Annotated in this window: 23 protein-coding genes; 4 read left to right on the top strand and 19 right to left on the bottom strand. The window is 45.3% G+C overall.

Features of this window, described 5'->3' with window-relative positions:
• The first annotated feature begins 2 nt into the window (after nucleotides 1-2).
• From CHH91_RS06245 to rnz, 3 genes are read left to right on the top strand one after another with little or no spacing between them, the layout of a single operon-like run.
• Nucleotides 3-740, top strand: coding sequence for a glycerophosphodiester phosphodiesterase (locus CHH91_RS06245; RefSeq protein WP_095222599.1), 738 nt, complete (start codon nucleotides 3-5; stop codon nucleotides 738-740).
• 22 nt (nucleotides 741-762) lie between these two features.
• On the top strand, nucleotides 763-1785 hold the full coding sequence (gene namA / locus CHH91_RS06240; RefSeq protein ID WP_095222598.1) for an NADPH dehydrogenase NamA: 1023 nt from the start codon (nucleotides 763-765) through the stop codon (nucleotides 1783-1785).
• 19 nt (nucleotides 1786-1804) lie between these two features.
• Nucleotides 1805-2740, top strand: coding sequence for a ribonuclease Z (rnz, locus tag CHH91_RS06235; RefSeq protein ID WP_095222597.1), 936 nt, complete (start codon nucleotides 1805-1807; stop codon nucleotides 2738-2740).
• A gap of 9 nt (nucleotides 2741-2749) precedes the next feature.
• Here rnz and CHH91_RS06230 read toward each other — a convergent pair whose 3' ends face one another.
• Both CHH91_RS06230 and CHH91_RS06225 read right to left on the bottom strand, forming a co-directional pair.
• Nucleotides 2750-3982, bottom strand: coding sequence for a DNA polymerase IV (locus CHH91_RS06230; protein WP_095222596.1), 1233 nt, complete (start codon nucleotides 3980-3982; stop codon nucleotides 2750-2752).
• Nucleotides 3983-4063: 81 nt separating this feature from the next.
• Complete coding sequence (locus CHH91_RS06225) at nucleotides 4064-5191, bottom strand: M20/M25/M40 family metallo-hydrolase (RefSeq protein ID WP_095222595.1); 1128 nt, start codon at nucleotides 5189-5191, stop codon at nucleotides 4064-4066.
• A gap of 137 nt (nucleotides 5192-5328) precedes the next feature.
• Here CHH91_RS06225 and prli42 point away from each other — a divergent pair, with 137 nt between their 5' ends.
• Nucleotides 5329-5409, top strand: a complete 81-nt coding sequence (prli42, locus tag CHH91_RS21425) for a stressosome-associated protein Prli42 (protein ID WP_353615315.1) — start codon at nucleotides 5329-5331, stop codon at nucleotides 5407-5409.
• Here prli42 and CHH91_RS06220 read toward each other — a convergent pair.
• The 17 genes from CHH91_RS06220 to CHH91_RS06140 all read right to left on the bottom strand — a co-directional run bounded on the left by CHH91_RS06220 (nucleotide 5384) and on the right by CHH91_RS06140 (nucleotide 25132).
• On the bottom strand, nucleotides 5384-5923 hold the full coding sequence (locus CHH91_RS06220) for a L,D-transpeptidase (RefSeq protein WP_095222594.1): 540 nt from the start codon (nucleotides 5921-5923) through the stop codon (nucleotides 5384-5386). The two genes, prli42 and CHH91_RS06220, sit on opposite strands and share 26 nt — an antisense overlap.
• A gap of 31 nt (nucleotides 5924-5954) precedes the next feature.
• On the bottom strand, nucleotides 5955-6941 hold the full coding sequence (locus tag CHH91_RS06215) for an aromatic acid exporter family protein (RefSeq protein ID WP_095222804.1): 987 nt from the start codon (nucleotides 6939-6941) through the stop codon (nucleotides 5955-5957).
• Nucleotides 6942-7009: 68 nt separating this feature from the next.
• A complete protein-coding gene (locus CHH91_RS06210) occupies nucleotides 7010-7444 on the bottom strand; it encodes a BrxA/BrxB family bacilliredoxin (RefSeq protein WP_095222593.1) in 435 nt (144 codons plus the stop codon).
• A gap of 69 nt (nucleotides 7445-7513) precedes the next feature.
• Complete coding sequence (locus CHH91_RS06205) at nucleotides 7514-8770, bottom strand: dihydrolipoamide acetyltransferase family protein (protein ID WP_095222592.1); 1257 nt, start codon at nucleotides 8768-8770, stop codon at nucleotides 7514-7516.
• Nucleotides 8771-8783: 13 nt separating this feature from the next.
• Nucleotides 8784-9767 carry an alpha-ketoacid dehydrogenase subunit beta gene (locus tag CHH91_RS06200; RefSeq protein ID WP_095222591.1) on the bottom strand — a complete coding sequence of 328 codons (984 nt, stop codon included), beginning with the start codon at nucleotides 9765-9767 and terminating at the stop codon, nucleotides 8784-8786.
• Nucleotides 9768-9779: 12 nt separating this feature from the next.
• Nucleotides 9780-10805: a thiamine pyrophosphate-dependent dehydrogenase E1 component subunit alpha gene (locus tag CHH91_RS06195; protein WP_374076486.1), complete on the bottom strand. Its 1026-nt coding sequence runs from the start codon at nucleotides 10803-10805 to the stop codon at nucleotides 9780-9782.
• The gene (lpdA, locus tag CHH91_RS06190) at nucleotides 10798-12219 is read right to left on the bottom strand and encodes a dihydrolipoyl dehydrogenase (RefSeq protein WP_095222590.1); all 1422 of its coding nucleotides are present in this window, start codon (nucleotides 12217-12219) and stop codon (nucleotides 10798-10800) included. Before lpdA ends, CHH91_RS06195 begins: the two co-directional genes overlap by 8 nt.
• 12 nt (nucleotides 12220-12231) lie before the next feature.
• Nucleotides 12232-13314, bottom strand: a complete 1083-nt coding sequence (buk, locus tag CHH91_RS06185; RefSeq protein WP_095222589.1) for a butyrate kinase — start codon at nucleotides 13312-13314, stop codon at nucleotides 12232-12234.
• 18 nt (nucleotides 13315-13332) lie between these two features.
• Nucleotides 13333-14427 (bottom strand): Glu/Leu/Phe/Val family dehydrogenase, encoded by a 1095-nt coding sequence (locus CHH91_RS06180; RefSeq protein ID WP_095222588.1) that lies wholly within the window; start codon nucleotides 14425-14427, stop codon nucleotides 13333-13335.
• A gap of 11 nt (nucleotides 14428-14438) precedes the next feature.
• The gene (locus CHH91_RS06175; RefSeq protein ID WP_095222587.1) at nucleotides 14439-15341 is read right to left on the bottom strand and encodes a phosphate acyltransferase; all 903 of its coding nucleotides are present in this window, start codon (nucleotides 15339-15341) and stop codon (nucleotides 14439-14441) included.
• A gap of 18 nt (nucleotides 15342-15359) precedes the next feature.
• Nucleotides 15360-17372, bottom strand: coding sequence for a sigma 54-interacting transcriptional regulator (locus CHH91_RS06170; RefSeq protein ID WP_176465698.1), 2013 nt, complete (start codon nucleotides 17370-17372; stop codon nucleotides 15360-15362).
• A gap of 661 nt (nucleotides 17373-18033) precedes the next feature.
• The gene (locus tag CHH91_RS06165; protein ID WP_095222585.1) at nucleotides 18034-19383 is read right to left on the bottom strand and encodes an aspartate kinase; all 1350 of its coding nucleotides are present in this window, start codon (nucleotides 19381-19383) and stop codon (nucleotides 18034-18036) included.
• A gap of 181 nt (nucleotides 19384-19564) precedes the next feature.
• Nucleotides 19565-21040 (bottom strand): L-fucose/L-arabinose isomerase family protein, encoded by a 1476-nt coding sequence (locus tag CHH91_RS06160; RefSeq protein WP_095222584.1) that lies wholly within the window; start codon nucleotides 21038-21040, stop codon nucleotides 19565-19567.
• A 103-nt stretch (nucleotides 21041-21143) separates the two neighbouring features.
• Complete coding sequence (locus CHH91_RS06155) at nucleotides 21144-21569, bottom strand: DUF1801 domain-containing protein (RefSeq protein WP_095222583.1); 426 nt, start codon at nucleotides 21567-21569, stop codon at nucleotides 21144-21146.
• A gap of 448 nt (nucleotides 21570-22017) precedes the next feature.
• Nucleotides 22018-23061: a rhamnose ABC transporter substrate-binding protein gene (gene rhaS, locus CHH91_RS06150; protein ID WP_095222582.1), complete on the bottom strand. Its 1044-nt coding sequence runs from the start codon at nucleotides 23059-23061 to the stop codon at nucleotides 22018-22020.
• 47 nt (nucleotides 23062-23108) lie between these two features.
• On the bottom strand, nucleotides 23109-24113 hold the full coding sequence (locus tag CHH91_RS06145; RefSeq protein ID WP_095222581.1) for an ABC transporter permease: 1005 nt from the start codon (nucleotides 24111-24113) through the stop codon (nucleotides 23109-23111).
• Entirely contained in the window at nucleotides 24113-25132 is a 1020-nt protein-coding gene (locus CHH91_RS06140; protein WP_095222580.1) for an ABC transporter permease, read from the bottom strand. The genes CHH91_RS06145 and CHH91_RS06140 overlap by 1 nt, the downstream gene beginning before the upstream one ends.
• Nucleotides 25133-25143: the final 11 nt, after the last annotated feature.

Below are 25143 nucleotides of genomic sequence, written 5' to 3'. Positions count from 1 at the left end.
CCATGTCTACCAAAATATTTGCACATCGCGGTGCCAGCAAATATGCACCGGAAAATACGATGGCCGCTTTTCGGCTGGCAGAGCTGATGCAGGCTGATGGCATCGAAACCGATGTGCAGCTGACGAAAGACCAAATTCCAGTCATCATTCATGATGAAAGCATCAATCGCACGACCAATAAACGTGGTTTGATTCGGAAGCTTACATATGAAGAATTGCTCCAGGCGGATGCTGGAGGCTGGTTCTCAAGCGACTATGCTGGTGAAAGAATCATTTCATTAGATTTGTTTCTGCAATGGATCAAAAAGACTCCTATGCTACTCAATCTGGAGCTGAAAACGAATAAGTATCCATACCCTGGTATCGAGGAAATCGTCTTACAGCGCCTTTCGGATCATGGAATGAAAGACAGGACGATCATATCAAGCTTTAACGCGGATACTATCCGTCGTATATCTGATCTGGATGATGGTATAGATACAGGCTTTCTTACTTCAAGGCGTCCCCGTCAGCTTTTTTCATTGATGGAAGAAATCGGAGCGAAAGCCTTGCACCCAAAATACCGTTTGCTGAACAAAAAACTTATTCAAGAGTGCGAGCAGCATAATGTACCGATTCGGGTATATACAGTCAACCAGCCAGTTTATATACTACGTGCTCTTGAAGCGAAATGTGATGTTATCATCTCGGATGTGCCAGATCGTGCACTAGAATTGCAAAAGGGCTATATCACTAGTTAATCAAACAATCGGAGGTCCTACAATGGCTACACCTAAATTATTTCAACCAATCACATACAAAAACTGTACCTTTAAAAATCGCATTGTCGTCTCCCCTATGTGCATGTACAGCGTCGAAGAAAAAGACGGCAAAGTCACTCCTTTCCATATCACCCATTATGAAAGCAGGGCGATTGGGCAAGCTGGACTTGTTTTCTTGGAGTCTACGGCTGTTACACCAGAAGGAAGAATTTCTGATCAGGATCTTGGCATCTGGTCTGATGAACATATAGAAGGTCTTCGCACCATCAGTGAAAGAATTCAAGCGCATGGCAGCAAAAGCGGCATCCAGCTTGGTCATGCCGGCAGGAAATCAAGAGCGGAAGATCCAATTGTCGCACCAAGCAATTTGCCATGGGATGGCGAATCCGTCGCACCGGAAGCTTTGACAGAAGAAAAGATAAACGAATTGGTCGATTCTTATCGTAAGGCTGCAATTCGTGCGAAGGAAGCAGGATTCGATGTGATTGAGATCCATGCTGCTCATGGCTATTTAATCAATCAGTTCCTATCTCCACTTACAAACAAGCGAATTGATGCCTATGGCGGAGCTCGTGAAAATCGGTACCGTTTTCTACGAGAAGTGCTCGATGCGGTCAAACAGACTTGGGATGGTCCATTGTTCGTCCGTATTTCAGCGGATGAATATGCAGAAGGCGGAAACGGTATAAATGATTTCATTTACTACAGCATTGAAATGAAACGACAAGGTGTCGATTTAATCGATTGCAGCACAGGGGGAGTCGTTCCAGAGGGTCCATCCACTGTGTATCCGGGCTATCAAGTAGTTCATGCAGAACGGATACGGAAGCATGCTCTTGTCGATACTGCTGCTGTCGGCTTGATTACAAACGGACAAATGGCTGAGGAGATATTGCAAAATGAACGTGCCGATCTTGTCTTCATTGCGCGCGCTATGCTGCGAAATCCTTATTGGCCGCTCGAAGCTGCCGAACAGCTGAATTATAGATTGGAAGCACCAGCCATGTATAAACGGGGCTGGTAACTGCAGGAGGCTTTTTATTATGGAATTACATTTTCTTGGAACAGGTGCAGGATTGCCGTCAAAAGATCGGAATGTGACGAGCATCTGTTTGTCAATGCCACAGGAGCGGCAAGCAGTCTGGATGTTCGATTGCGGCGAGGCCACCCAGCATCAGCTGCTTTACTCACCGTTAAAGCCAGGTAAAATCGAAAAAATCTTCATCACCCACATGCATGGGGATCATATATATGGATTGCCTGGTTTGTTATCAACCCGTTCGTTCCAGCAGTCCGACCTGAAGCTGGAAGTCTACGGCCCGCAAGGCATCAAGGAATTTATCGAAGTCTCCTTGCGTGTCAGCGGAAGTAATGTGGCAAGTTCCCTCATCATCCATGAGATTGAGCCCGGGCGAATTTTCGAGGATGAAGGATGGATAGTCGATGCTGTTAAGCTTTCCCACGGTATTCCATGTCTCGGATATATTGTGGAGGAAAAAGCCGTGCAAGGAGAACTCAAAGTGGACAAGCTCAGACAAATGGGCATCTCCCCCGGGCCGATTTATCGCCTGATCAAAGATCAGGAAATCACTGAATTGCCTGATGGGCAGCAGATCAAAAGATCGGATGTTGTCGGTCCGGATAAGCCAGGCAGGAAAATAGTTATTTTAGGTGACACAACCTATCTGCCAGAGCTTAAGGACTCTGTGGAAGATGCTGATATTCTCGTTCATGAGGCAACCTTTTCAGCAGATGAACCGGAAATGGCGAAGGCTTACGGACACTCTACAGCTATACAAGCAGCAAGCTTGGCCAGAGATGCAAATGTTAAAAAATTAATCCTGACGCATATATCTGCACGATATCATCAAGACGATGCACAGATATTGACAGAACAAGCTCGGACTGTTTTTCTGGAAACAGAGCTTGCAGAAGATATGCGCGTTTTTGATATACCAAAAAATAGCAGCGATTCATAAGAATCGCTGCTATTTTGTATAGTCATCAAGAAAATCCTTTTGAAAGCTTGTCCTCATGCTATCTGACGACGATGAGTGTAAAGTACGGAATGGATTTTTCCCAAACTTAGCCGTCAACTGGTCGATTACTTGATATAGCCCCTCTTTTGAAGCCTCTTTTTCATATGTGAACAAATCAAGCTGTTTCCCGACTTCTTTCTTCTCTGCCACATCAAATACACTGACCCCTAACAGACGGATTGGTTCCCCGTTCCAATGCTTCTGCAGCAAGGACTGCGCATAACTGAATACGTCATTGGCCGACTCCATGAAATTTGGCAGTTTCATACTGCGCGTAATCGTCTTACGATCATGATAACGGATCATCAGCTGAATACCTTTTGCGATTGCTTCCTTCCTATGCATACGTTTTTCCACACTTTTGGACAAATCCAGCAGAAGTTTATCCAATTCTTTATCATCTGTCGTATCGTGCGGAAGCGTCTGCGAGCTCCCGATGCTTTTGAAGCTGTGCACTGCTTCTGGATCGACCGGTCTGTCATCTAAGCCATTGGCCCGATTAGCCAGCCTCTCCCCGTTTACACCGAAAACACGTTTCAGCTGGAAGATGTCTTTTTGAGCTAAGTCACCAATCGTCTTAATACCAAGTGAGCGCATCTTTTCTGCAGTCTTCTCTCCGACCCCATGCATTTCTTCGATTGGAAGCGGCCATAGCAGCTCAGGTATATCACGCTTTCGCAATACTGTGATACCAAGCGGCTTCTTCATGTCCGAAGCCATCTTTGCAAGAAATTTGTTCGGAGCGATCCCGATACTGCAAGGTAGATCCAGCTCTTTCATGATACGCTCCTGAAGCGATTGAGCGATCTCCAACGAAGATCCCAAATGCGCACAATCCGTCACATCCATATATCCTTCATCTATGGAAACCGGTTGAATGACTGGCGTCACTTCCTGCAGGATTTTGAACATTTCACTGGATGCTTTCCGATACCGTTCAAAGTTTGGGCGCAGCACGAGCAATTCCGGACATAGGCGTCTAGCTTCCCAAAGTGTCATCGTCGTACGAACACCCTTCTTCCTCGCTTCATAGCTGCTGGTTACGACGATACCTTTCCGCTCGGCAGGATTTCCGCAGATGGCAAGCGGTTTTCCACGGAGTGATGGATCGAATGCCATTTCAACCGAAGCATAAAAACTATTCATATCCACATGGAAAATCGCCCTTCCTTTTGGCTGCATGCTGTCCCTCCTCTCAATGCGAACTGTCGTTCTTATTATAACATGTTTGCATATAAAATAGGAGGCATGAGCCTCCTATTATCAACTGTTCGCAACCTCACGTATGATGCTAGCAACCATTTCAGCTGTTTTAACCAATTCGCTTACTGGTATGCGTTCATTGGTCGTATGAATTTCTTCATAGCCGACAGACAGATTGACAGTCGGGATACCGAAGCCTGCAATCACGTTGGCATCACTGCCGCCGCCGCTTCTTGTAAGGTTACTGTCACGCCCGATGCTTTTCGCAGCTGTGCGAGCTACTTCAACGACACGGTCGCCAGCTTTTTGTTTGTAGCCTGGATACTCAACTTTTATTTCTACTTCCGCACGAGCACCCATACTTTCAGCTGTTTGTTCAAATGCCTGCTTCATCTTCTGTACTTGTGCTTCCATTTTGCTTGCTTCAAGCGACCTAGCTTCTGCCAGTATTTCGACATAATCACAAACAATATTCGTCTGTTTGCCTCCAGCGAATCTGCCTATATTCGCAGTAGTTTCATCATCGATTCTGCCAAGCGGCATTTTAGAAATTGCTTTGGCAGCTACAGTGATGGCTGAAATTCCTTTTTCAGGTGCTACACCTGCATGCGCAGTCTTGCCATATACTTTTGCAAGCACAGAGGCACGAGTTGGTGCTGCAACAACGATGTCACCAACAGGGCCATCACTGTCAATGGCATACCCAAACGAAGCAGTGAGCAGGGATGAATCAAGCGCGCGGCTTCCAATAAGACCAGCCTCCTCACCTGCTGTTATCACGAATTGAACAGTGCCATGAGGCAACTCCTGTTCCTTATAAACTTTGATTGTTTCAAGAATAGAAGCCAGTCCAGCTTTATCATCAGCACCGAGAATCGTTGTTCCGTCACTCGTAATGTACCCGTCTTTGATCTGTGGTTTGATACCTTGACCGGGAACCACAGTATCCATATGAGAAGTAAAATAGATCGTTTCAGCGGATTCGACATTCCCTTTCCAGGTACAAACCAAGTTATTTGCTCCATGGCCGGTTTTCACCATTGAGTCATCTTCTTGCACTTGTACACCTAGTGCAGTGAATTTTCTTTTCAACACTTCAGCAATCTCTTTCTCGTTACCTGTCTCCGAGTCAACTTGAACCAATTCAAAGAATTCTTCAACTAAACGATTTTCATTTATTTTTATCATGATTATGTACTCCTATTCTATCTATTGGTTTCTTCTTGTCCCCTTACCCGCTTCCCTGTACAATGGACATAAACAGATAAGGGGGCTCCATTCCATTGGCCAAGCATAATAAAAAAAGATCCAAACAAAATATCGCAATGAAATTCATGGTTTACTTGATGATATTCACGATGCTTATTTCCACTCTCGCAATCACCCTGAGCTATTTTGTCTTCTAGGAGACAAAATAGCTCCATCTTCTATCCCAATTTCTTCAAATGACTTCCAGCCTGTCATTATTCTTACCTTCGTCCCGACGGGAACCTGTTTATACAATTCTTCCACATCTTCGTTTCGCATCCGTATACAGCCTGCTGAGACTCGGCTGCCGATTGACTCCGGTCTATTCGTCCCATGAATCCCGAAAGTACGACCTTGCGTATCATTAGCGTTAAAACCGATCCATCTGCTTCCTAGCGGGTTGTCTTTGTCTCCCCCAGCAATTCCTTTTCGGGAGTAGCCAGGGTATTCCGTTTTGAACAAAGTGAGAAATATCCCTTCCGGTGTCGACTCCGGCTTCTTTCCAGTAGCTACCGGATAAACCTTGATTACTTCCCCTTTATCCAAAAAAGCAAGCTGGTTTGTTGTTTTATTAACAATGATTAGCGGCCTTCCCGGCATAGGATTCTCACCGAATGGCCATAACGGAGACAAAATTGACAGACAGGTGAAAGCTATTAGCAACGTGCGCATAAGCACATCCCCTTTTTAAATGGTGATGTGCTTATTGTTGCTCCTTCTGTCTATTTCTATGTTGCACATCGCTTTCTTTGAACGATTGTTTCAGCTCCAGGTAATTCTCCATTTCATACAGCAACTGTACCAAGTGGGCTCGCGTTTCGAATTCCTCTCTTGTCTTAGGGAGGGGATCCTCATCAAAAGACTGCCGTAATGACTCGAGTTCCTCCAGGAACAAGACTGCTGTATTACCCGGGTGCACGGAATCAGCAAGACCGGAAAAGAAATGAGCCAGCTGCCCACACTGGGAATAAGACGTCTCCGGAAGCCTGCTGATTAGCGGCAGGATTCTTTTCAGTATGGCAAATTGCTTCGTACGCATCTCAAAGTAATCATAATACGGATGCTCTGACCTGAGTACATGATTCTCCACATCCCTGCCGACTAGCTGGTTTGCTTCCTTCAGTACCTTTTCGGTCTGCGTGATTTCTTCTCCTGACCATGACTGGTCACCATCACGCAGATACAAAGCAATCTCTTCTAAGATCTTCGTAAAATTACGCTCCAGAATAATCTGCTTCCGCCGGATCGTTGCTTCCAGGCTGGGCATATACAAATTCACAATGAGAGCCACGCCTATTCCGACTGTAATGAGTATAATCTCATTGATGATCAAATCCAGCGTGATATTATGGGAATTATATAAGTGCAAAATGATAACAGCACTTGAGACGATTCCAGGCGAGACTCGCAGCATGACAGTGACCGGAATGAAGACAAGCAGCAGAATGCCTATGCTGATCGGGTGGAAGCCGATTGTCTCGAATATGACGAATGACAGTACGATTGCCAGCAGACAGGCTGCCACTCGATGCCAAGCTGCCAGAAAAGATTTCTTCCTTGTTACTTGTGTACATAAAATCGTCAGGATACCTGCTGAAACACTGTTTTCCAGCTGCAGAAGCTCCGCTAACCATATCGCAAGCGGTGTTCCTACGGCCGTCTTAATCGTTCGGTAACCTATTCTCACAATGGTACTCCTCATCAAAAGTGATCAAAAGCAGAATAGCCCCTCATCCAAATGGATGGGGACTTTTTCTGTCAAACTTCTTTACAATGCTCATCGAACAATGATTGCAGTTTATTGACTACCTCCATCGGCTCATGACCTTCGATGTCATGACGTTCGATCATTGTAACGATTTCGCCGTCCTTCAAGAAAGCAAATGACGGAGAGCTTGGCGGAAAGCCAGTGAAATATTCCCTTGCTCTTTCAGTCGCTTCTTTATCTTGACCTGCGAAAACTGTCACAAGCTGATCAGGGCGTTTGTCATAATGCAGACTATGCGCAGCTGCCGGGCGAGCAATTCCGCCGGCACATCCGCAAACGCTGTTGATCATTACAAGTGTCGTCCCGGAGTTCTTAAGTGTGGAATCCACTTCTTCCGGTGTAGTTAATTCGGTATATCCTGCATCGGTAAGATCCTTCCTAGCAGTTGTTACGATATCATTCATATACATTCTGAAATCTGCCATCGGTATTCCTCCTTTTACACTGTTTTAAGTGTATCAGCAATTTCAGTCTCTTTCAATTTCTATGACCTCTCAGTAAACCGGCATCGTTGACTCGGATACGTTCTCCAGAATCTCTTTTACTCTAGCCATGAATTGTCCGCAAATGAGCCCATCAAGAACGCGATGATCCAAGCTGAGACACAGATTCACCATATCCCGGGCAGCGAACATATCATTGATGATGACTGGTCGCTTTACAATCGATTCCACTTGCAATATCGCTGCTTGCGGATAGTTGATGATCCCCATGCTTTGTACTGAACCAAAGGAGCCAGTATTGTTCACTGTAAACGTTCCTCCTTGCATGTCAGCAGCTGTCAGTTTGCCTGTACGAGCTTTCTTGGCAAGGTTTGTAATTTGTTTTGCAATACCTTTTACACTTAGATCATCTGCCGATTGAATAACTGGAACAAACAATTCCTGGTCTTTCGCTACTGCAATGGAAATATTGACTTCGTCGTGCTGGATGATTTTATCGCCAGCCCATGAGCTATTCAGCTGCGGGAATTCTTTTAGCGCCTGCGCGACAGCTTTTACGAAGAAACTGAAGAAAGTAAGTGAATATCCTTCTTTTTCTTTAAAGGTATCCTTCACCTTATTACGGTAGGCAACCAGGTCGGTAACATCTACTTCCACCATCATCCATGCATGCGGAATTTCAGTTGCCGCTTTAACCATATTGTTTGCGATGGCTTTTCTAACACCTGTAACAGGTATGGATTTACCAGCAGCATCTGTTTGTGTCACTTGTGCTGATTCAGTTGTCTGCTCACGAACAGATGATGGCACCTCTGCAGCTGCTGTTTGCTTCTGCTCTTGTTTTTGCGGCTTTTCACCTGAGGCAATGATTGCTTCGATGTCCTTACGGGTGATTCGTCCGCCTTTTCCGCTGCCTGTAATTGCTGTAAGGTCTAGATCATTTTCTTGCGCAAGCCGCATGACCGCAGGCGAATAACGTGATTTCATCGCAGTATCAGCAGAAGCGTTGCTGATTGTTGATTCTTCTGCTGAAGGAGCTGGATCTGCTTCCTTTTTATCCCCTGCTTCTTCTGTTTCGATTGTACAAATCAGAGCCCCTACTTCGACCGTATCACCTTCAGATGCAATCAATTCTTTGATTACACCCGTGAAGCTGCTGGGGATTTCTGCATTTACTTTATCTGTCATTACTTCTGCAATGGCATCATATTTACTTACTTGGTCGCCTGGTTTGACAAGCCAAGTATTGATCGTTCCTTCTGTAACACTTTCACCAAGCTTTGGCATTGTTATTTTTTCTATCGTCATCATTACACCTCGTTTAGAATTCCGCTAATTCCCGCATGGCTGCTTCCACTTTTGCAGGGTTGACCATGAAGTATTTCTCTGTACTAGGCGCATAAGGCATCGCCGGCACATCCGGTGCCGCCAGTCGCTGAATCGGAGCATCCAAATCGAAGAGGCAATTCTCTCCGATGATAGCTGCAACTTCTCCAATGATCGATCCTTCTTTGTTATCTTCTGTTATCAGCAAAACTTTCCCTGTCTTGGAAGCCGCCTCGATGATTGCCTCTTTATCAAGTGGATAAATGGTACGCAAATCGAGGATATGTGCTTCTATACCTTCTGCAGCAAGCTTTTCGGCTGCCTGCAGTGCGAAATGGACACATAACCCGTACGTGATGACAGTGATATCGGAACCCTCGCGTTTCACATCTGCTTTTCCGATCGGCAGTGTATAAGGATTAGCGGGCACTTCACCCTTGATAAGTCGATAAGCACGTTTATGTTCAAAGAACAATACCGGATCCGGGTCTTGGATTGCTGCTTTCAAAAGACCTTTTGCATCATAAGGCGTGGAAGGCATCACAATTTTCAACCCAGGCTGGTTTGCGAAAACCGCCTCTACGGATTGGGAATGATACAAAGCACCATGTACACCTCCACCATATGGAGCACGTATCGTAACCGGACAAGTCCAATCATTGTTGGATCGATAACGGATTTTCGCTGCTTCTGAGACGATTTGGTTAACTGCCGGCATGATGAAATCAGCGAACTGCATTTCAGCAATCGGCTTTAACCCATACATGGCAGCACCTACTGCAACACCGGCGATTGCTGATTCCGCAAGTGGTGTATCCAATGCACGGTCTCCTCCGAATGTACCATAAAGGCCATCTGTAGCACGGAACACGCCGCCTTTTTTCCCGACATCTTCTCCTAATACGAATACTTTTTCATCTGCTTCCATTTCTTCACGCATCGCCTGCGTAATTGCCTGGATATAGGACATTACTGGCATTGTTTCTCCCCCTTAATCGGCATACACATGAAGCAATGCGGATTCCGGTTCCGGATCTTCAGCATGCTCAGCATAGTCTGTTGCTTCATTTACGATTTGTTTGATTTCTTCTTCCATTTGGTTTTCCAATTCTTCCGTCAGCACGCCAACTTCACGAAGATACGCACCAAATGTAAGCAAGCCATCTTTTTTGCGTTCTTCCTCGACTTCTTGCTTTTCACGGTATGTCATATCATCGTCATCACTGGAATGCGGTGTAAGACGGTAGCCCACTGTTTCGATGAGCGTCGGTCCTTCCCCATTCAGTGCACGCTCACGAGCTTCTTTCACTGTTTGATAAACAGCTAAAGGATCATTTCCGTCAATCGTGAATCCAGGCATGCCATATCCTTGAGCCCGGTCGGACACATTGACGCAGCCGAGCTGTTTTTCCTGCGGAACACTGATGGCATATTTATTGTTTTGAACCATCGTAATCACCGGTAATTTATGAACACCTGCAAAATTCAAGCCTTCGTGGAAATCACCTTGGTTTGAAGAACCCTCACCTAAAGTCACAAAGCTGACGAGCTGTTTCTTCTCCATTTTGGCAGCTAGCGCAAAACCGACAGCATGCGGCACCTGTGTTGTCACTGGTGAAGAACCAGTGACGATTCGAGAAGATTTTTTACCGAAATGCCCAGGCATCTGGCGGCCGCCTGAGTTAGGGTCTTCGGCTTTCGCAAACGCGGAAAGCATCAAATCCTTTGCAGTCATACCAAATGGCATTACCAATCCTAAGTCGCGGTAATAGGGCAAAAGATAATCAATCTCCCTATCCAGCGCCATTGCAGCACCAACCTGTGCAGCTTCCTGTCCTTGACAAGAGATAACAAACGGTATTTTACCGGCTCTGTTCAAGAGCCACATACGTTCATCCACTCTTCTTGCCAGGAGCATCCATCTATACATTTCCAATACTTTTTCGTCTGATATTCCAAGAGAAGCATGTCTTGTTTCTGACATCGCCGCTCCCCCTTTCTTCAATATCTTAGCCATGGATTTGCTCTCCATCGACCGCAAGTGCCGCTTCTCCAATAATTTCCGAGAGTGTCGGATGCGGATGGATCGTCTGGCCAATTTCCCAAGGTGTTGCATCAAGCAGTTTGGCAAGCGCAGCTTCTGAAATCATGTCAGTCACGTGTGGACCAATCATGTGAACACCAAGCAAATCGTTCGTCTTTTCATCGGCGATTATCTTAACAAAGCCTTCTGTCTCACCATATACCAAAGCTTTTCCGATAGCTTGGAAACTCATTTTCCCAGTCTTGACACTATGACCTTCTGCTTTCGCTTGTGCCTCTGTCAATCCGACGCTTGCCGTTTCCGGGAAGCTATAGACACAAGCCGGAACCATGCTGTAATCCAAGCTTTCTGTCTGAACACCTGCGATATGCTCAACCGCAATCATGCCCTCCCTGGAGGCAACATGTGCCAGCTGCATACCGCCAATCACATCACCGATTGCATAAATATGGGATTCATTCGTTTGGTAAAAAGTATTTGTCTGGATAAACCCTTGCTCTGATAGCTGGATATCGGTATTTTTGAGCCCGATGTCCCCGACATTTGCTGCACGGCCAACAGAGACGAGAATTTTATCAGACACAAAAACTTGCTCTTCCCCATTCATCTGTGCGGTGACTGTCACGCTGCTGTCACCAGCTTCAGCACTCTCCACTTGCACATTCGTATGGATTACGATGCCTCGCTTTTTAAGCTGCTTAAACATTTCCTTGCTGATCTGTTCGTCTTCTGTTGGAAGAATACGGTCCTGATACTCGAGTATGGTAACCTTTGTACCGAGATCATGAAGCATCGATGCCCACTCGATTCCGATTACACCCCCGCCGATAATTGTCATGCTTTCCGGAAGCTCCTGCAGCGCCAACGCGCCTTCAGAACTAAGGATTTTTGATTCATCAAAATCAATACCTGGTAAGGAACGCGGAGAGGAACCTGTCGCAACGATTACGTTCTTCGGAAGTAGTATCTCATTTTCACTGCCGTCAGCAAATTCCACAGAAATCGTTCCTGCCGTTGGAGAGAAGATGGAAGGTCCGAGAATACGGCCGTATCCTTGGAAAACGTCAATTTTCCCTTTTTTCATCAAATGCTGAACCCCGCGATGCAGCTGATCGATGATTTTTTCTTTTCTTTGCTGTACCCCTGAAAAGTCCAGTCGCACATCTGATGTATGTATACCGAAAGCTGCTGCTTCCTTTGTTTGCCGGTAGACTTCAGCCGAACGGAGCAATGCCTTGGATGGTATGCATCCTCTATGCAGGCAAGTTCCGCCAAGCTCTGCTTTTTCCACTATTGCTGTTTTTAACCCTAACTGGGAAGCACGGATGGCGGCCACGTAACCGCCCGTACCGCCTCCTAAGATGACAATGTCATATTCTCTTACCATTGTTTCTGCCTCCTATACGACATAAACTTTCGCCGCTTCTTCTTTTCGCATGACACGAAGCGCGCCTTCTGTCAGGGCACGAAGCTCGTTTTCGCCTGGATACACAAGCACATCGGCAATCCAGCTCACCCGTTCCTTCATCATCGAGATGAACAGCTCGTCATGTGCAAGACCTCCAGTCACTGCAATGGCATCTACTTCCCCTGAGAGAACAACGCTCATTGCCCCGACCTCTTTCGCTGTTTGATACACCATGCCTTCAAAAATCATCTTTGCTTCTTGATCACCTTTTTTGATCCTGTCAGCAATAAGTCTTCCATCATTAGTTCCGAGGTAACCCATGAATCCGCCCTTGGTCGTCAGCATTTTCATCAGCTGATCCTTTGTGTAGGAACCGCTCAGCGCCAGCTCTATTAAATCCCCAGCAGGAACTGTCCCTGCCCGTTCAGGCGTATAAGGTCCTTCCCCGCTCAAGCCATTGTTCACATCGATCACGCGTCCATGATGATGCGCACCGACAGTAATGCCGCCACCAAGGTGAACGACAATAATATTCGATTCCTCGTAGCTCTTATCTTTGGCAGCTGCCGCTTTACGTGCAATAGCCTTATGGTTCAATGCATGGAAGATGCTCTTTCTCTCCACACCAGGCAAACCGGAAAGCCGTGCCAGCGGATCCAATTCATCAACCACGACAGGATCGGTGATGAAAGCCGGTATCTGAAGGCTGCTTGCAATTTCATAAGCAATCAACCCTCCCAAATTGGAGGCATGTTCACCATTATAGCCTGCTTTCAGATCAGCAAGCATCGCTTCGTTCACACGGTATGTACCGCCCTCAAGCGGGCGGAGCAGTCCGCCGCGTGCACAGACCGCAGTTAGCTTGGACACGTTAATACCTTCGAAATCCAATGCATCCAAGATGATTTGTTTCCGAAACTGGTACTGATCCATTACTCTTTCGTATCCGCCGATGTCTTCTAAATCATGGCGGATCACTCGTTCAAAAATGTTATGCTCGTCATCAAACACACCGATTTTCGTAGAAGTAGAACCTGGATTAATAGCTAAAATACGGTTTTCTGCTGTCTGCACGCGGTTTCCCCCTCGTTTTTATCTTCTGCTTAAAGTATGATGACCGTTACGCAGGAATTGGCTTCTGGATCTGCGCATTGTTTCAATTCTTTCTTCAGCCATTCTATCAGCAGCAATACTAGTCGGAATGTCATCACGCTTAGCGATTTCGAATACGCGCTGCAAGCTGTCATAAATTGTCTCTACTTTACGAAGCGCGCGCTCTCTGTTGTAGCCATGCAATTCGTCCTCAACGTTGATCACACCGCCAGAGTTGATCACATAATCTGGCGCGTACACAATGCCGCGTTCGAATAGGATCTGTCCATGATGCTCTTCTTTCAGCTGGTTGTTCGCAGCTCCAGCTACCACTTTCGCTTTCAATACACGCAATGTATCGTCATTGATTACTGCGCCTAGAGCACAAGGAGCAAAGATATCACATTCGACACCATAAATATCATCAGGATCTACCGCTGTTGCTCCGAATGCTTCTACTGCTTTTTGTACGGCTTCCTTGTTAATGTCAGTAACAATCAGCTTGGCACCTTCTGCATGGAGATGCTCACACAAAGCATAAGCAACATTCCCGATACCTTGGACAGCAATTGTTTTTCCTTCCAAGCTGTCATCACCAAATGCTTCTTTAGCAGATGCCTTGATTCCTTTGTATACGCCATAAGCTGTTACTGGCGACGGGTTGCCTGAAGATCCAGATTCAGCAGAGATACCTGTTACGAAATCCGTTTCAGTATGGATAAGTTCCATATCCTCTACTGTAGTACCAACATCCTCTGCTGTAATGTAGCGCCCATTCAATGATTGTACGTAACGTCCGAATGCACGGAACATCGCTTCGTTCTTGTCTTTTTTCGGATCCCCGATAATAACCGTTTTGCCTCCGCCAAGATTCAGGCCAGCTGCAGCATTTTTGTACGTCATGCCTTTTGCCAGACGAAGTGCATCAACGATTGCCTCTTCTTCAGTTGCATAAGTCCACATTCTAGTACCGCCAAGAGCCGGACCGAGAGTTGTATCATGAATTGCGATGATCGCTTTCAAACCGGATTCTTTGTCCTGGCAAAGGACTAGCTGTTCGTAATCGTATTGTTCCAACGTTTCAAAGATCTTCATCTTAGTTCCTCCTAGGCAAGTGATGCTGCCGCTATCGCGAAGCATATTGCATAATATTTACTAGTGCTGTCGTCCGCTCGGGATGTAAGGATGACAGGTGAATTTGTTCCGATAAGTAAAGAAGCACTTACGGCTCCTGCTGTATAAGTGAATGATTTGTAAAGCATATTTCCGCTTTCGATTTCCGGTACCAATAGGATGTCTGCATCTCCCGCAACAGGTGAATCTATTTTCTTGATGGCAGCAGATTGGGCAGATAATGCACTATCGAGTGCGAGAGGCCCGTCAATCTTGCAATCCTTAATCTGTCCGCGCTGCTGCATGACAGATAACAGGGCTGCATCAGTTGTCGCCGGCATCGCCGAGTTTACCTTTTCCGTAGCGGCAAGTGCGGCGACCTTCGGTTCTGCGTGGAGCATCTTAACATAGGTAGATACGGCATTATCCAAAATCTTCTTCTTCATCTCCAGCGAAGGTGCGATATTGATACCTGCATCCGTTAGGAAAAGCAGTTTATGATAAGAAGGAATATCGAAAATGGCGAGCTGGGACAGGATGCTCCCTGGCTTGAGCGTCGTTTTATCTTTCAAAATCTTACCTGCCAGCACATCAGTACTGACAATCCCTTTCATCAGAAAATCCGCTTTGCCTGATTTCCAGGCTTCTATCGCCATATCCGCGGCTCTGTCTGCAGATGATGCATGGATGCACGTGATTTTCTCTTCTGTAAGCTGTTCTTCCTTTATATACTGCTTTAGCCGGTCAACATCTCCATACAGCAGAAATGTTGCCAGCTGCTGATCGGTCGCTTTTTTTACTGCCTTAAGAATGGAAGGGTCGTCCGCAGCTGCGATTGCAATCGAAAATCCTTGCTTCGCAGCTGCCATTTTTTCAAGAGCGGTAAACTTATGCATCGTATTCTTCCTTCCCCATTATGAAAAATCTTGCATGCCACTTCTATCAAAATCATATTTATCCATCTTATAGTATAAATTACGAATCGACACTCCAAGCTGATCTGCCGTCGCTTTTTTGTTAAAGTCGTTCGCCCGCAAAGCAGATTCAATCAGCTTTTTCTCCAAGTTCTCCACCTGTTCTTGCAACGTGCCCGCTAAGGATTGCTGATCCAAGGAAGACATCTGCAGATGCTTCGGAAGGATAACATGTTCCGTCTTCTCCATAAATGTCATCACTTGGGCTATGGTTGTTTCCAGCTCTTTTACATTATGGAACCATTTCTTGTCTTTCAATACGTCTATTGATGCTTCAGAAACAGATTGAACCGAACATTGCAGCAGCTGATTCTGCTTGTGGACAATTGTGGATAACAACCCCTCGAAATCTTTCATCCTTTCGGCTAAAGCCGGTATATAGATTGTTATACGCTTCAATCTTTCAAAAAAAGGCTCATAAAATCGTTTTTCAAATACTGCGCGTTCTAAAGGATGACGAGCACTGACTATTATCCGGACGTCCACTTTTTTCGATTTACCGGAAGGGCGCTGCAGTTTACCTGTAGCCATGAAATCCGAGAGCTTCTCCTGAATACGAAGCGGCATACCATCAACATCATCAAGAAACAGCGTACCGCCGTCACTTTTTTCTATCATTCCAGTAGAGTGACTGTTGCGCAGAGACCCGAAAAGCTGTTTTTCCAAACTCTCTTCATCACCGACTGTGCAATCGATTCGGATAAACGGCCGATGGCGCCGTTTGCTTTCATTATGAATGATAGCTGCAAACATACTCTTGCCTACACCGGCATCTCCACGCAAAAGACAAGGCGCATCCGCATTGACAGCGAATTTGACTTGTTCAAGTGTTACCTGCATCGTTTCCGAATCAGATATGACATCCTTCAGTGTGTACTTGTTTTCCAAACTGCGGATAATCTTCCGGGCACGCTGCACTTCATCCTGCAGTTCGTGCAGCTCCGAGATATCGTGCAGGACCCCCACGCTCCCGCGCAGTTTCCCATCAACAATGATTGGTGCCGCATTGACCATCATTTCCTTACCATGCTTACCGACACGCATCCGGGCACCCGTAGCTGGTCTGCGTGTCCGAAGAACCTGCATATGCAAGCTCTCCCCTTCCATGATGTCAGTCACTGCCGGTTTTCCGACAATCTGTTCAGGAGTATATCCTGTCAGACGCGTATAGGCAGGATTAACAATCAAACCAATGCCATTTTCATCTACGACACTGATTGCCTCCTGCGAGGAGTCGATGATAGCTTCCAGCATTGACTTCACTTCTCTAACATCAGTAAGCTTTTCTGCCAAAGCAACGATATCGACCGTTTTCTTCATAACCGTAAAAGCACCGGTCACTTCCTCTTGATCGTTTTCCATCGGCGCACAGGTATAGACAATCTCGATACCGGAAGGGAGTCTTAGCTGTTCATCCACATAACGTTCCCTTTTCCGAATGGTTTCTGGCAGCTTGGAATCTGGCATAACAGTTGCTATCGGTTTCCCCAACAATTGACTCTTCTTGCTGCCAAGCAGTTTTTCAGCTGCTTCGTTTATATATATAATTTCGTCCTGGCGATTGACGCACAAGACCCCCTCATGCAAGTACTCCAGCGTTTTACTGCGAAATTGCTGGTTATTATATGTAGAAGTATTCTCTGTCTCTTCTTGAGTTGCGAATGCTAGTATCAGCTGTGCACTTTGTCCGGATATGATCTCCGCCTTGCAGGTAGTCGGTTCAAGATAATCCGCTAATCTCTCTGATGTTTCCAGCACAAAGTCGACATGATCAAGCGCTTCCGCTGTCACGTCTTTCCAAAGAGGGATATCTAATCGCTCAGCTTGATATTTCACAATGGCGCTAGGCTGTTTGACTAGCATCCCGATTATCCGAAAGCCTTTTTTTCGTTGGAACAGTTTGATGAATTGGACTGCTTCTTCTCCGGCTCCAACAACGAGTAAATGTTTCAATATGATCACATCCCGCAAAGTTTTGCACATATATAGACTAAACTAGTCTGCAGAAATTAGCAATAATAAGATTTTTAGCATGCAAGGAGTGGCTTTTTATCCGAAGTTATAACTAAATCATACCCCTGACGCAGTCTTTTATTCCGTCAAAAGACCCCGAATATATCCGCGCACTTTTACGTATTTCGTATTGCAAAGAATTTCATTTATGTATTTCTTTGTTTCATTCGTCCAGCAAAGCAAAATCCCGACGCTATTAAAGGATCACCAACCCTTGCATAAGCGAAACATTTATAGCATTCGTCCATTGAGTTTCATACAATAGCTTCTTTTAGTCTGCAGTATGGAGTAGGTATGGAATTGCCGATATCACAGTAGTGACCTACAGCTACCGCTGATTCTGTATTAATAGATTACTGAGCTAGCAAAAAAAGAATGGCGAAGAAGAGGGTTTCAGCAACCAGGCAAACAGTAATTCTTGGGGTTTTAGGAGAATTGAAGTAAAAAGAAGAAATAGAAAGCCCTTTCAAAAGATTGAAACCACTATTAGCTAATTGCAAGTAAGTTACCTGAAAAGTCCTAACGAATGAGCAACCAGACTCCAGTTATATAGAGATAAAAAAAAAACGAACAACGCCAAAGAAGGCGCTGTCCGGATTTTTTAATTCTGGAAAAATGCTTGATACAAAGATTGCACCGCTTCATTAATCTGACGTGCTTTGACTCCGAACATCAAGGATACTTCAGAAGAGCCTTGGTTGATCATTTCAATGTTTATATTCGCATCACTAAACGCCTTCGTCGCAGTACTTGAAACGCCAATTGTCTCAATCATACCTTGTCCGACTATCATGATCATCGCCAGATCACGATCAATCGATACTTGATCTGCTTTGAGTTCCTCTTTAAGACGACGGACAACTACCGCTTCTTTGTCTGGAGGCAGCTGACTTTCACGCAGAATGACACTCATATCATCGATACCAGATGGCGCATGCTCAAAGGAGATATTTTCTTCTTCAAGTATTTGCAGCAGTTTCCGCCCGAACCCTAGCTCGCGGTTCATTAAGTATTTGCTGATATAGATACTCAAGAAGCCTGTATCACTGGCGATTCCGATTACTGGATTACCCGACACTTCCCTTTCGGCAACTATCATCGTACCCGGCGCAGATGGATTGTTTGTATTTTTCACACATACTGGTATTTTAGCTTGGAAAGCAGGAATCAGCGCTTCATCATGGAAAACTGAAAAACCTGCATAAGACAACTCCCGCATTTCCCGGTATGTCAACGTGTTGATCTCTTTTGGATTATCGACTATATTCGGATTTACACTGTACACGCTATCCACGTCGGTGAAGTTTTCATATAAGGAAGCTTTCACTCCAGCACTTACGATAGAACCAGTAATATCCGACCCGCCTCTTGGGAATGTTGCAAGCTTTCCTTCTTTTGTGTAGCCGAAGAAACCTGGAATGACAAGCACTCCATCACGGTCGCGAAGCTTGTATAAAAGCTCAAAGCTCTCATCCAATATTCGAGCACCGCCTAACTCTTCTCTCACTAGCAGACCAGCTTCTTGGGGATTCACATAAGCTGCTTGCACTCCTAATTTATTGAGATAAGCACTGAATACTTTGGCAAGAGAATCTTCACCCGTTGCCTTCAACGCATCCATTGTATTAACTGCAGGTATCGAATCGGCCAAGATACCTTTTAACTGATCCTCTATCTGCTCGATCAAGTTATTATCCAGCTCCAAATCCTCAACGATGGCCCGGAAACGCGACAGCACCTTTTCTACCTGTGTACTGACGTCCTCCCCTTTGCTATGTGCTTCTCCTATTGCAATAAGTAAGTCCGTCACCTTCGTATCAGCTTTGTCGCGTTTACCTGGCGCAGAAACGACAATGAATTTCCGCTCCTGATCAGCTTTCACGATTTGCGCTACTTTGCGGAGCTGTTCCGCACTTGCTACTGAACTACCACCAAATTTTGCTACCTTCATGTGTCTCTCTCCATTACGCTTTTTCTTTACTTAGGTAAAATAGTATCACAGAGTTTCTTCCGCTGGCTAGGTGAAAGACATAATTTTGAGAAAAAAGTGACGACATTAGTTGACATAATAATAATATTGTTAACTAATGTCGTCACTAAAGATGGAAATCCAGCACCTCTAAGGGAAAGAATTACAAAATGACATACTCTATATCAAGCAATATGGATATCTTCTCCAACTGAGAAGCAATGTGCCCGATCGCCAGTGCGCAATGATGTGTCGGAGCTTCCTTGAACCATCTGGTCATATACGCATCTGGATGCTCATCGAAGCTGATATGCGTCTGCGTATTTCCAATTTGCATGATTGGACCATCTATTGCTTTTCCTTCACTGATGATGAATTTGACTTTCCCTTCAACTGTCTGGGTGACATTTAATGTTGTAATCGGACCAGCTTTCACTTTCGCCTCTACTGCCACTCCAGTTCCCTGCTTTCCATGATAAAGACCCATTCCGCGCAATATAGGCTTATCCTTTGCTATAGCAATATGGAACGGACCATCATGCCCCAGCAAGATCGTTCCTTCTGCATAGTCCGTGAGCACAATTTCTGCAAAACTGCCTCCAGCATCGAGTAAGTCACAGATTTTCATTGCTATATTTGTCTTCAAATCCCCTTCTCCAGCACATGGGATATGGTTGGCTGTCAGAAGACTGTTACCAACAATCATTCCTGCCTGTAATGCTTCTTCCTCACTGCCTGGCGCACCGTGATAATAGTAAGTCAAAGCATCCAAGTTTCTTTGATCAGCAAGCCCTTCCTCCGCTGCAGCTACTTTAGCTGCCCAATTCAATTGGTTTTCTGTGGGCTTCTTGGCAATCGGATCACTGTGCGAATCGTCACTGATTGTAAACACATTTTCTATTTCCGCCCTTTTAGCCTCCACTTCTTTATCAGACACTTGCTCTAACTGCTCTTTCAAATCGCCAATTTCCAATACGTCTACATGAATGCCAAGCTGTGCCTGCAGCATCGTAAAATCACTATACATATCAAGCATACCGCTGTATGTGTTTCCGAGAAAACCGAAGCTGCTATATTGCAGGCTGCGCTTCACAGATGCAGCCATCGTCCACTCCTTGATTTGTTTCCAAGCAGCGATTGCCTCCGGTTCCTCTGCTGTCACTTCATTTGCTTTGGAAACAGATGGCGTCTTCCAAAGCCCAAGCAAACCATTCACAACATGGTACGGAATGTTTGCACGGTGAAAAGCATTCGCGAATTCAGGCACTGGGCAAGCGCCGCAATGCGCAAGCCATTCCTCAGTAGACGTCTCTGTATAATTGATTTGACGAGTCGGCTGGAGATTCAGGAAAATGACAGGCGCAGAACAAATCTGATGAATCGGCAGGATGGAAGCACTCGTACAATACGTTGCTGCATGGCAGAAAATAAGATCCACCTGATTCACTTGAAAATATTCTCCTGCCATCCTGCCAGCTTGCTCAGAATCTACCAAACCGAAATTGCATACATCCGCCCATTGCTCGATTTGTTCGCTTACATGCTTGTTATACCCGAGCAAACGTTCCTTCAATGACGGAAACTGACCCCAATAAGCCTCCAACCCTACCGAATATAATCCAATTCTTGCTTTCCTCATGCATTCTCCTCCTAATGGTCATAGATATTAAACTTGCCAGTTATCAATGATTACGCTTTCAAAATACATCACCAGCTCATTGAGCCAGCTGACCTTTTCCTCATCAGGATTCGGGATAGGTTTTTCTTAGAAAATCCACCGAATCTCCAATCAAGTCTCTTAAAACATCCTCATCAATATCTGCTGTTTTATTAATATACACACACGCCTTCCCAGTCTTATGCTTACCAAGCTTCTGCAAGTGCGCTTCCCTATCAGGTTCACCAGGAGCCAGATACAAACTAATATTGGCCTTTCTCGGTGAAAACCCAACAAGCGGGGCGTCACCTTCGTGTCCGGATGCATAACGGTAGTGATAAGAACCAAAACCAACAATGCTCGGTCCCCACATTTTGGCTTCAAAGCCCGTTGTATCCGTAAAAATATCCAGCAGCTTATAAGCATCTTCTCTTTTATTAGGATTTTCTACAGCTTCGATGAAATCTAGAACGCTATTATCTGTTTCCTTTGTTTTTAATTCATATCCCAATTGTTTGTCCTCCTCTTTTTTTATGTTAAAAAATGGTGTTCGTATTTAATTTGTCTCCTTTTTACTTTTGATAATCTTCCTTTTGAACTGTTATAGCCGTGTCAATAAAGAATCTATACATATGCGGAACGTTGTTGGTCTCTGTTCTTATCTTATTTCCATGGAATTTCTATTTTTGAAAAGCTCCTGCAACAGGCGCTTTTCATCACTATCTTATATAAATAAATCCTCCATTAACACGCAATGTGTGCAGTGGCTTTTCCAATCCCCGACGCATAGGCAGTTATAAGAGCTTTTTTACCTTTCAATCCTAAGTCCATGTTCAGCCTCGTCCTTTTTCAGTTAGATCTATGTTATACGCTATAGCTTGAGAAGCAAGTATGCTATTCCAATGGTTTTAAGTCCTTATATGTATAAAAGCCGGAGATCTAGTCCCCGGCTATTGTTCTTAATATACATCCTTCCATTCATCGATATTTGATTTATCAAATTTGAATGGGTCTCCAAGCATGATTTGTGTGCCTTCTCCGTCCTCAACGACTTCCACTTCACCCAGATCACGTAAATCCACTTTCTCTCCTAATTCACCAGAGATGTTGCCTTCACCCAATTCATAAGCAGCGTAAGCAGCACCCTTCCCTACATCGATCGGATTCCACAAATACATCCAAGGGCTGACTCCGCTTTCAATGTAGGTCGCCATTTCACTCGGCAAGCCAAGGCCGGTCAAAGCGATTTCGCCTTCCAAACCTTTGTCTGTAAGCACTTTACCTGCTGCAGCAATACCAACAGTCGTTGGTGCGATGATTGCCTTCAAATCAGGATAAGATTTAAGCAACGCTTCTGTTTCAGATACACTTTTATCACGCAGATCGTCTCCGTAAGCTACTTTTACAAGCTCAATATCTTTATATTCATCTTTCTCAAGTTCCTTCTTCATCCACTCGATCCATGTATTCTGGTTCGTAGCCTGGCTAGTTGCGCTTAGAACTGCGATCTGGCCTTCGCCGCCGATCATTTCAGAAACTGCTTCGATCTGCACGCGGCCAATCCGTTCCGGGTTAGCTTGGTTCACATGGATATCACGACTGGCAGCGTTGACTGCTGAATCGACGGACAAAACTTTGATTCCTTGATCCTTTGCCTTTTTCAATGCCGGCTCCAATGCATCTGGATCATTCCCCGCTACCGCGATGACATCCACCTTTTGCGTGATAAGCTGTTCAATAATCTGAATTTGGCCTTCCGCAGTTGGCTGATCTGGTGAGCGCAGAATTACTTCTCCGCCTAATTCCTCGATTGTGCTTTCAAATCCGTCCAGCATTTTCTCACCATATGGATTTCCTGTATTTTTAAATACGAAAGCATATTTCTTTGGTCCATCGTCTGACCCTCCACCAGATGCACCACTTGATTCTGGTGCTCCTTGGCTGCAGGCAGCCAGCAAACATACTAATAGCATCATAGCGATCCATTTGCTCCACTTTTTCATCTCGGTCTCCCCTTCTTATCTATTAGTATCAGCAAGCGCTGGAATACTCACTTCTTTTTCATCATCCCGCCTAGCTTCGGAATGGCAACTGACAGGATGAGCAATGCTCCTACAATGATCAAAAACATTTGACTTGGAAGATTGATAAGCCCAAGTCCATATTGTAAATAGCCGATGATGAAGACGGCTATGACGACACCGAGCACCCGCCCTTTGCCTCCTGCCGTACTTACACCGCCAAGTGCCGCCATTGCAATGATATCCAATTCATACATGGTAGCAATGTTCGGCCGCGTACTGCCCATCCTTGATGTAAGGAATATTGCCGTCACAGCAGCCAGCAACCCTGCCAGCATAAAGACGATCACCTTGACCTTATCTACTTTGATACCAGAAAAACGGCTGGCGGTCGGATTGTTTCCGATAGCAAAAACCTTTCTTCCAAAAGTCGTCTTGTGCAGTACGATACCAAATAGCAGAGCCAACGCTGCGAATACAATCAGCAGAAACGGTATTCCGAAAACATAACCCCATCCAAAGAATCCGAACCATTCAGGAAAACCTCCTGCTGCTTGGTCTTCCAAAATGATGTAAGCAATTCCCCGGTAAAGGATCATGGTACCGAGTGTAACGATAACTGCAGAAAGCTCTTTGAATTTCACGATCAAAAGTCCATTGACCAAACCGCATATAGCTCCCGTTGCCAGACAGACAATGATGGCAACTTCCATCGGCAGACCTGCACTTGTGTAAAGCGTGGCCATGACTACTGATGATAAGGCAACAGTCGAACCTACAGAAATATCGATATCCCGCATGATCATGATCATCGCCATCGGAAAGACGATTAACGCCTTATCGAGGAAAACCATCGTCCCATCCCGCAGACTCGGATAATTCAGGAAGTAAGGTGACAGATTGCTTCCAAGCAGGAGCACTGCAACCAAAATGACTAAAAGCATCCACTCCCATTGGAAGAAAAGACGTTTCCAGGAGAACGGCAGATTCGTTTCCAGAGTACGAGGTTGATATGTTTGTTTCTTTTGTTCCATCAGCCAGCCCTCCTAAGCAGATGTGTTCGTTCGACACGGCGTTTCACGATGGCATTTACGATAACCGCTAGCAGGATGATAAAGCCTTGGATGCCGTTCTGCCAAAACGGTGACACATTCAATAGCGGCAGCGCATTGTTCAAAATACCTAATAATATTGCTCCAAGCAGGACACCAGCGAGCTTACCAGAGCCGCCAGCAATGCTGACACCACCCAGAATACATGCAGCAATGACTGTTAGCTCATAACCCGAGGCTGTATCTCCTTGGGCCGAGGCAAACTTGGATACCCACAGCACACCACAGAGTCCAGATAATCCTCCCATGATGGTATAAACCAGGAATAAAATACGTCCTTGTTTAATACCGCTCACAGCAGCAGACTGCGGATTACTGCCGACCGCATAGATTTGCCGACCAGTACGTGTGTAATTGAGAAAATAAAAGAATATGAGGCAGAAGATCGCCGCAATCCAGATCAAATGATTCAGTCCAAGGAAGGTTCCGGTTGCAATTTCCACAAAGCCTTCCGACATTTGATAAGAGCTAACCCACTCCCCATCACTCACCAAGAACGTAAGACCGCGGAAGATGTTCATCAATGCTAGTGTTGCTATGATAGGCAGCAATCCGACTTTTGCAATCAGCACTCCAATGATCATTCCGCAGAAAGCACCAATTACAGTGCCTATAAGTAGGCAAAGGAACGGGTTTACAGAAGGATTAGCTGCCACAAGCTGTGCAGTCAGCATACCGGAAAGCGCAATAACAGCTCCTATCGACAAATCGATTCCCCTTGTGATCAGAACAATCATCATCCCAAGCGCGAGGATGACAAGGATTGACGTATTGGTCGCCATGTCAAGGATGTTTTCTCCCGTCAAAAAAGAAGGATTGCGTAACTGTACCCCGATACATAAAATAACGATGAAGAATAACAGTCCGAGCTCCCGGAATTGATAAAACAGTGCCAGCGGATTTTTCTTCTCCAATTCTAGATTCTCTGTTTTGATTTCCATTGTGACCCCTC

It is taken from the genome of Virgibacillus sp. 7505 (assembly GCF_002272135.1).
Lineage (GTDB): Bacteria > Bacillota > Bacilli > Bacillales > Amphibacillaceae > Terribacillus.
The sequence above is the reverse complement of the archived record's forward strand: the minus strand, read 5'-3'. Positions and strand labels throughout refer to the sequence as shown.

What these genes read in the sequence shown, in the direction of transcription:
- CHH91_RS06180 (WP_095222588.1), bottom strand. Translation starts at nt 14,427, where the DNA reads ATGAAGATCTTTGAAACGTTGGAACAATACGATTACGAACAGCTAGTC.
- CHH91_RS06230 (WP_095222596.1), bottom strand. Translation starts at nt 3,982, where the DNA reads ATGCAGCCAAAAGGAAGGGCGATTTTCCATGTGGATATGAATAGTTTT.
- CHH91_RS06200 (WP_095222591.1), bottom strand. Translation starts at nt 9,767, where the DNA reads ATGCCAGTAATGTCCTATATCCAGGCAATTACGCAGGCGATGCGTGAA.
- namA (WP_095222598.1), top strand. Translation starts at nt 763, where the DNA reads ATGGCTACACCTAAATTATTTCAACCAATCACATACAAAAACTGTACC.
- CHH91_RS06225 (WP_095222595.1), bottom strand. Translation starts at nt 5,191, where the DNA reads ATGATAAAAATAAATGAAAATCGTTTAGTTGAAGAATTCTTTGAATTG.
- CHH91_RS06165 (WP_095222585.1), bottom strand. Translation starts at nt 19,383, where the DNA reads ATGAAGGTAGCAAAATTTGGTGGTAGTTCAGTAGCAAGTGCGGAACAG.
- prli42 (WP_353615315.1), top strand. Translation starts at nt 5,329, where the DNA reads ATGAAATTCATGGTTTACTTGATGATATTCACGATGCTTATTTCCACT.
- CHH91_RS06140 (WP_095222580.1), bottom strand. Translation starts at nt 25,132, where the DNA reads ATGGAAATCAAAACAGAGAATCTAGAATTGGAGAAGAAAAATCCGCTG.
- CHH91_RS06205 (WP_095222592.1), bottom strand. Translation starts at nt 8,770, where the DNA reads ATGACGATAGAAAAAATAACAATGCCAAAGCTTGGTGAAAGTGTTACA.
- CHH91_RS06175 (WP_095222587.1), bottom strand. Translation starts at nt 15,341, where the DNA reads ATGCATAAGTTTACCGCTCTTGAAAAAATGGCAGCTGCGAAGCAAGGA.
- rnz (WP_095222597.1), top strand. Translation starts at nt 1,805, where the DNA reads ATGGAATTACATTTTCTTGGAACAGGTGCAGGATTGCCGTCAAAAGAT.
- CHH91_RS06195 (WP_374076486.1), bottom strand. Translation starts at nt 10,805, where the DNA reads ATGGCTAAGATATTGAAGAAAGGGGGAGCGGCGATGTCAGAAACAAGA.
- CHH91_RS06160 (WP_095222584.1), bottom strand. Translation starts at nt 21,040, where the DNA reads ATGAGGAAAGCAAGAATTGGATTATATTCGGTAGGGTTGGAGGCTTAT.
- lpdA (WP_095222590.1), bottom strand. Translation starts at nt 12,219, where the DNA reads ATGGTAAGAGAATATGACATTGTCATCTTAGGAGGCGGTACGGGCGGT.
- CHH91_RS06245 (WP_095222599.1), top strand. Translation starts at nt 3, where the DNA reads ATGTCTACCAAAATATTTGCACATCGCGGTGCCAGCAAATATGCACCG.
- CHH91_RS06145 (WP_095222581.1), bottom strand. Translation starts at nt 24,113, where the DNA reads ATGGAACAAAAGAAACAAACATATCAACCTCGTACTCTGGAAACGAAT.
- CHH91_RS06210 (WP_095222593.1), bottom strand. Translation starts at nt 7,444, where the DNA reads ATGGCAGATTTCAGAATGTATATGAATGATATCGTAACAACTGCTAGG.
- CHH91_RS06220 (WP_095222594.1), bottom strand. Translation starts at nt 5,923, where the DNA reads ATGCGCACGTTGCTAATAGCTTTCACCTGTCTGTCAATTTTGTCTCCG.
- rhaS (WP_095222582.1), bottom strand. Translation starts at nt 23,061, where the DNA reads ATGAAAAAGTGGAGCAAATGGATCGCTATGATGCTATTAGTATGTTTG.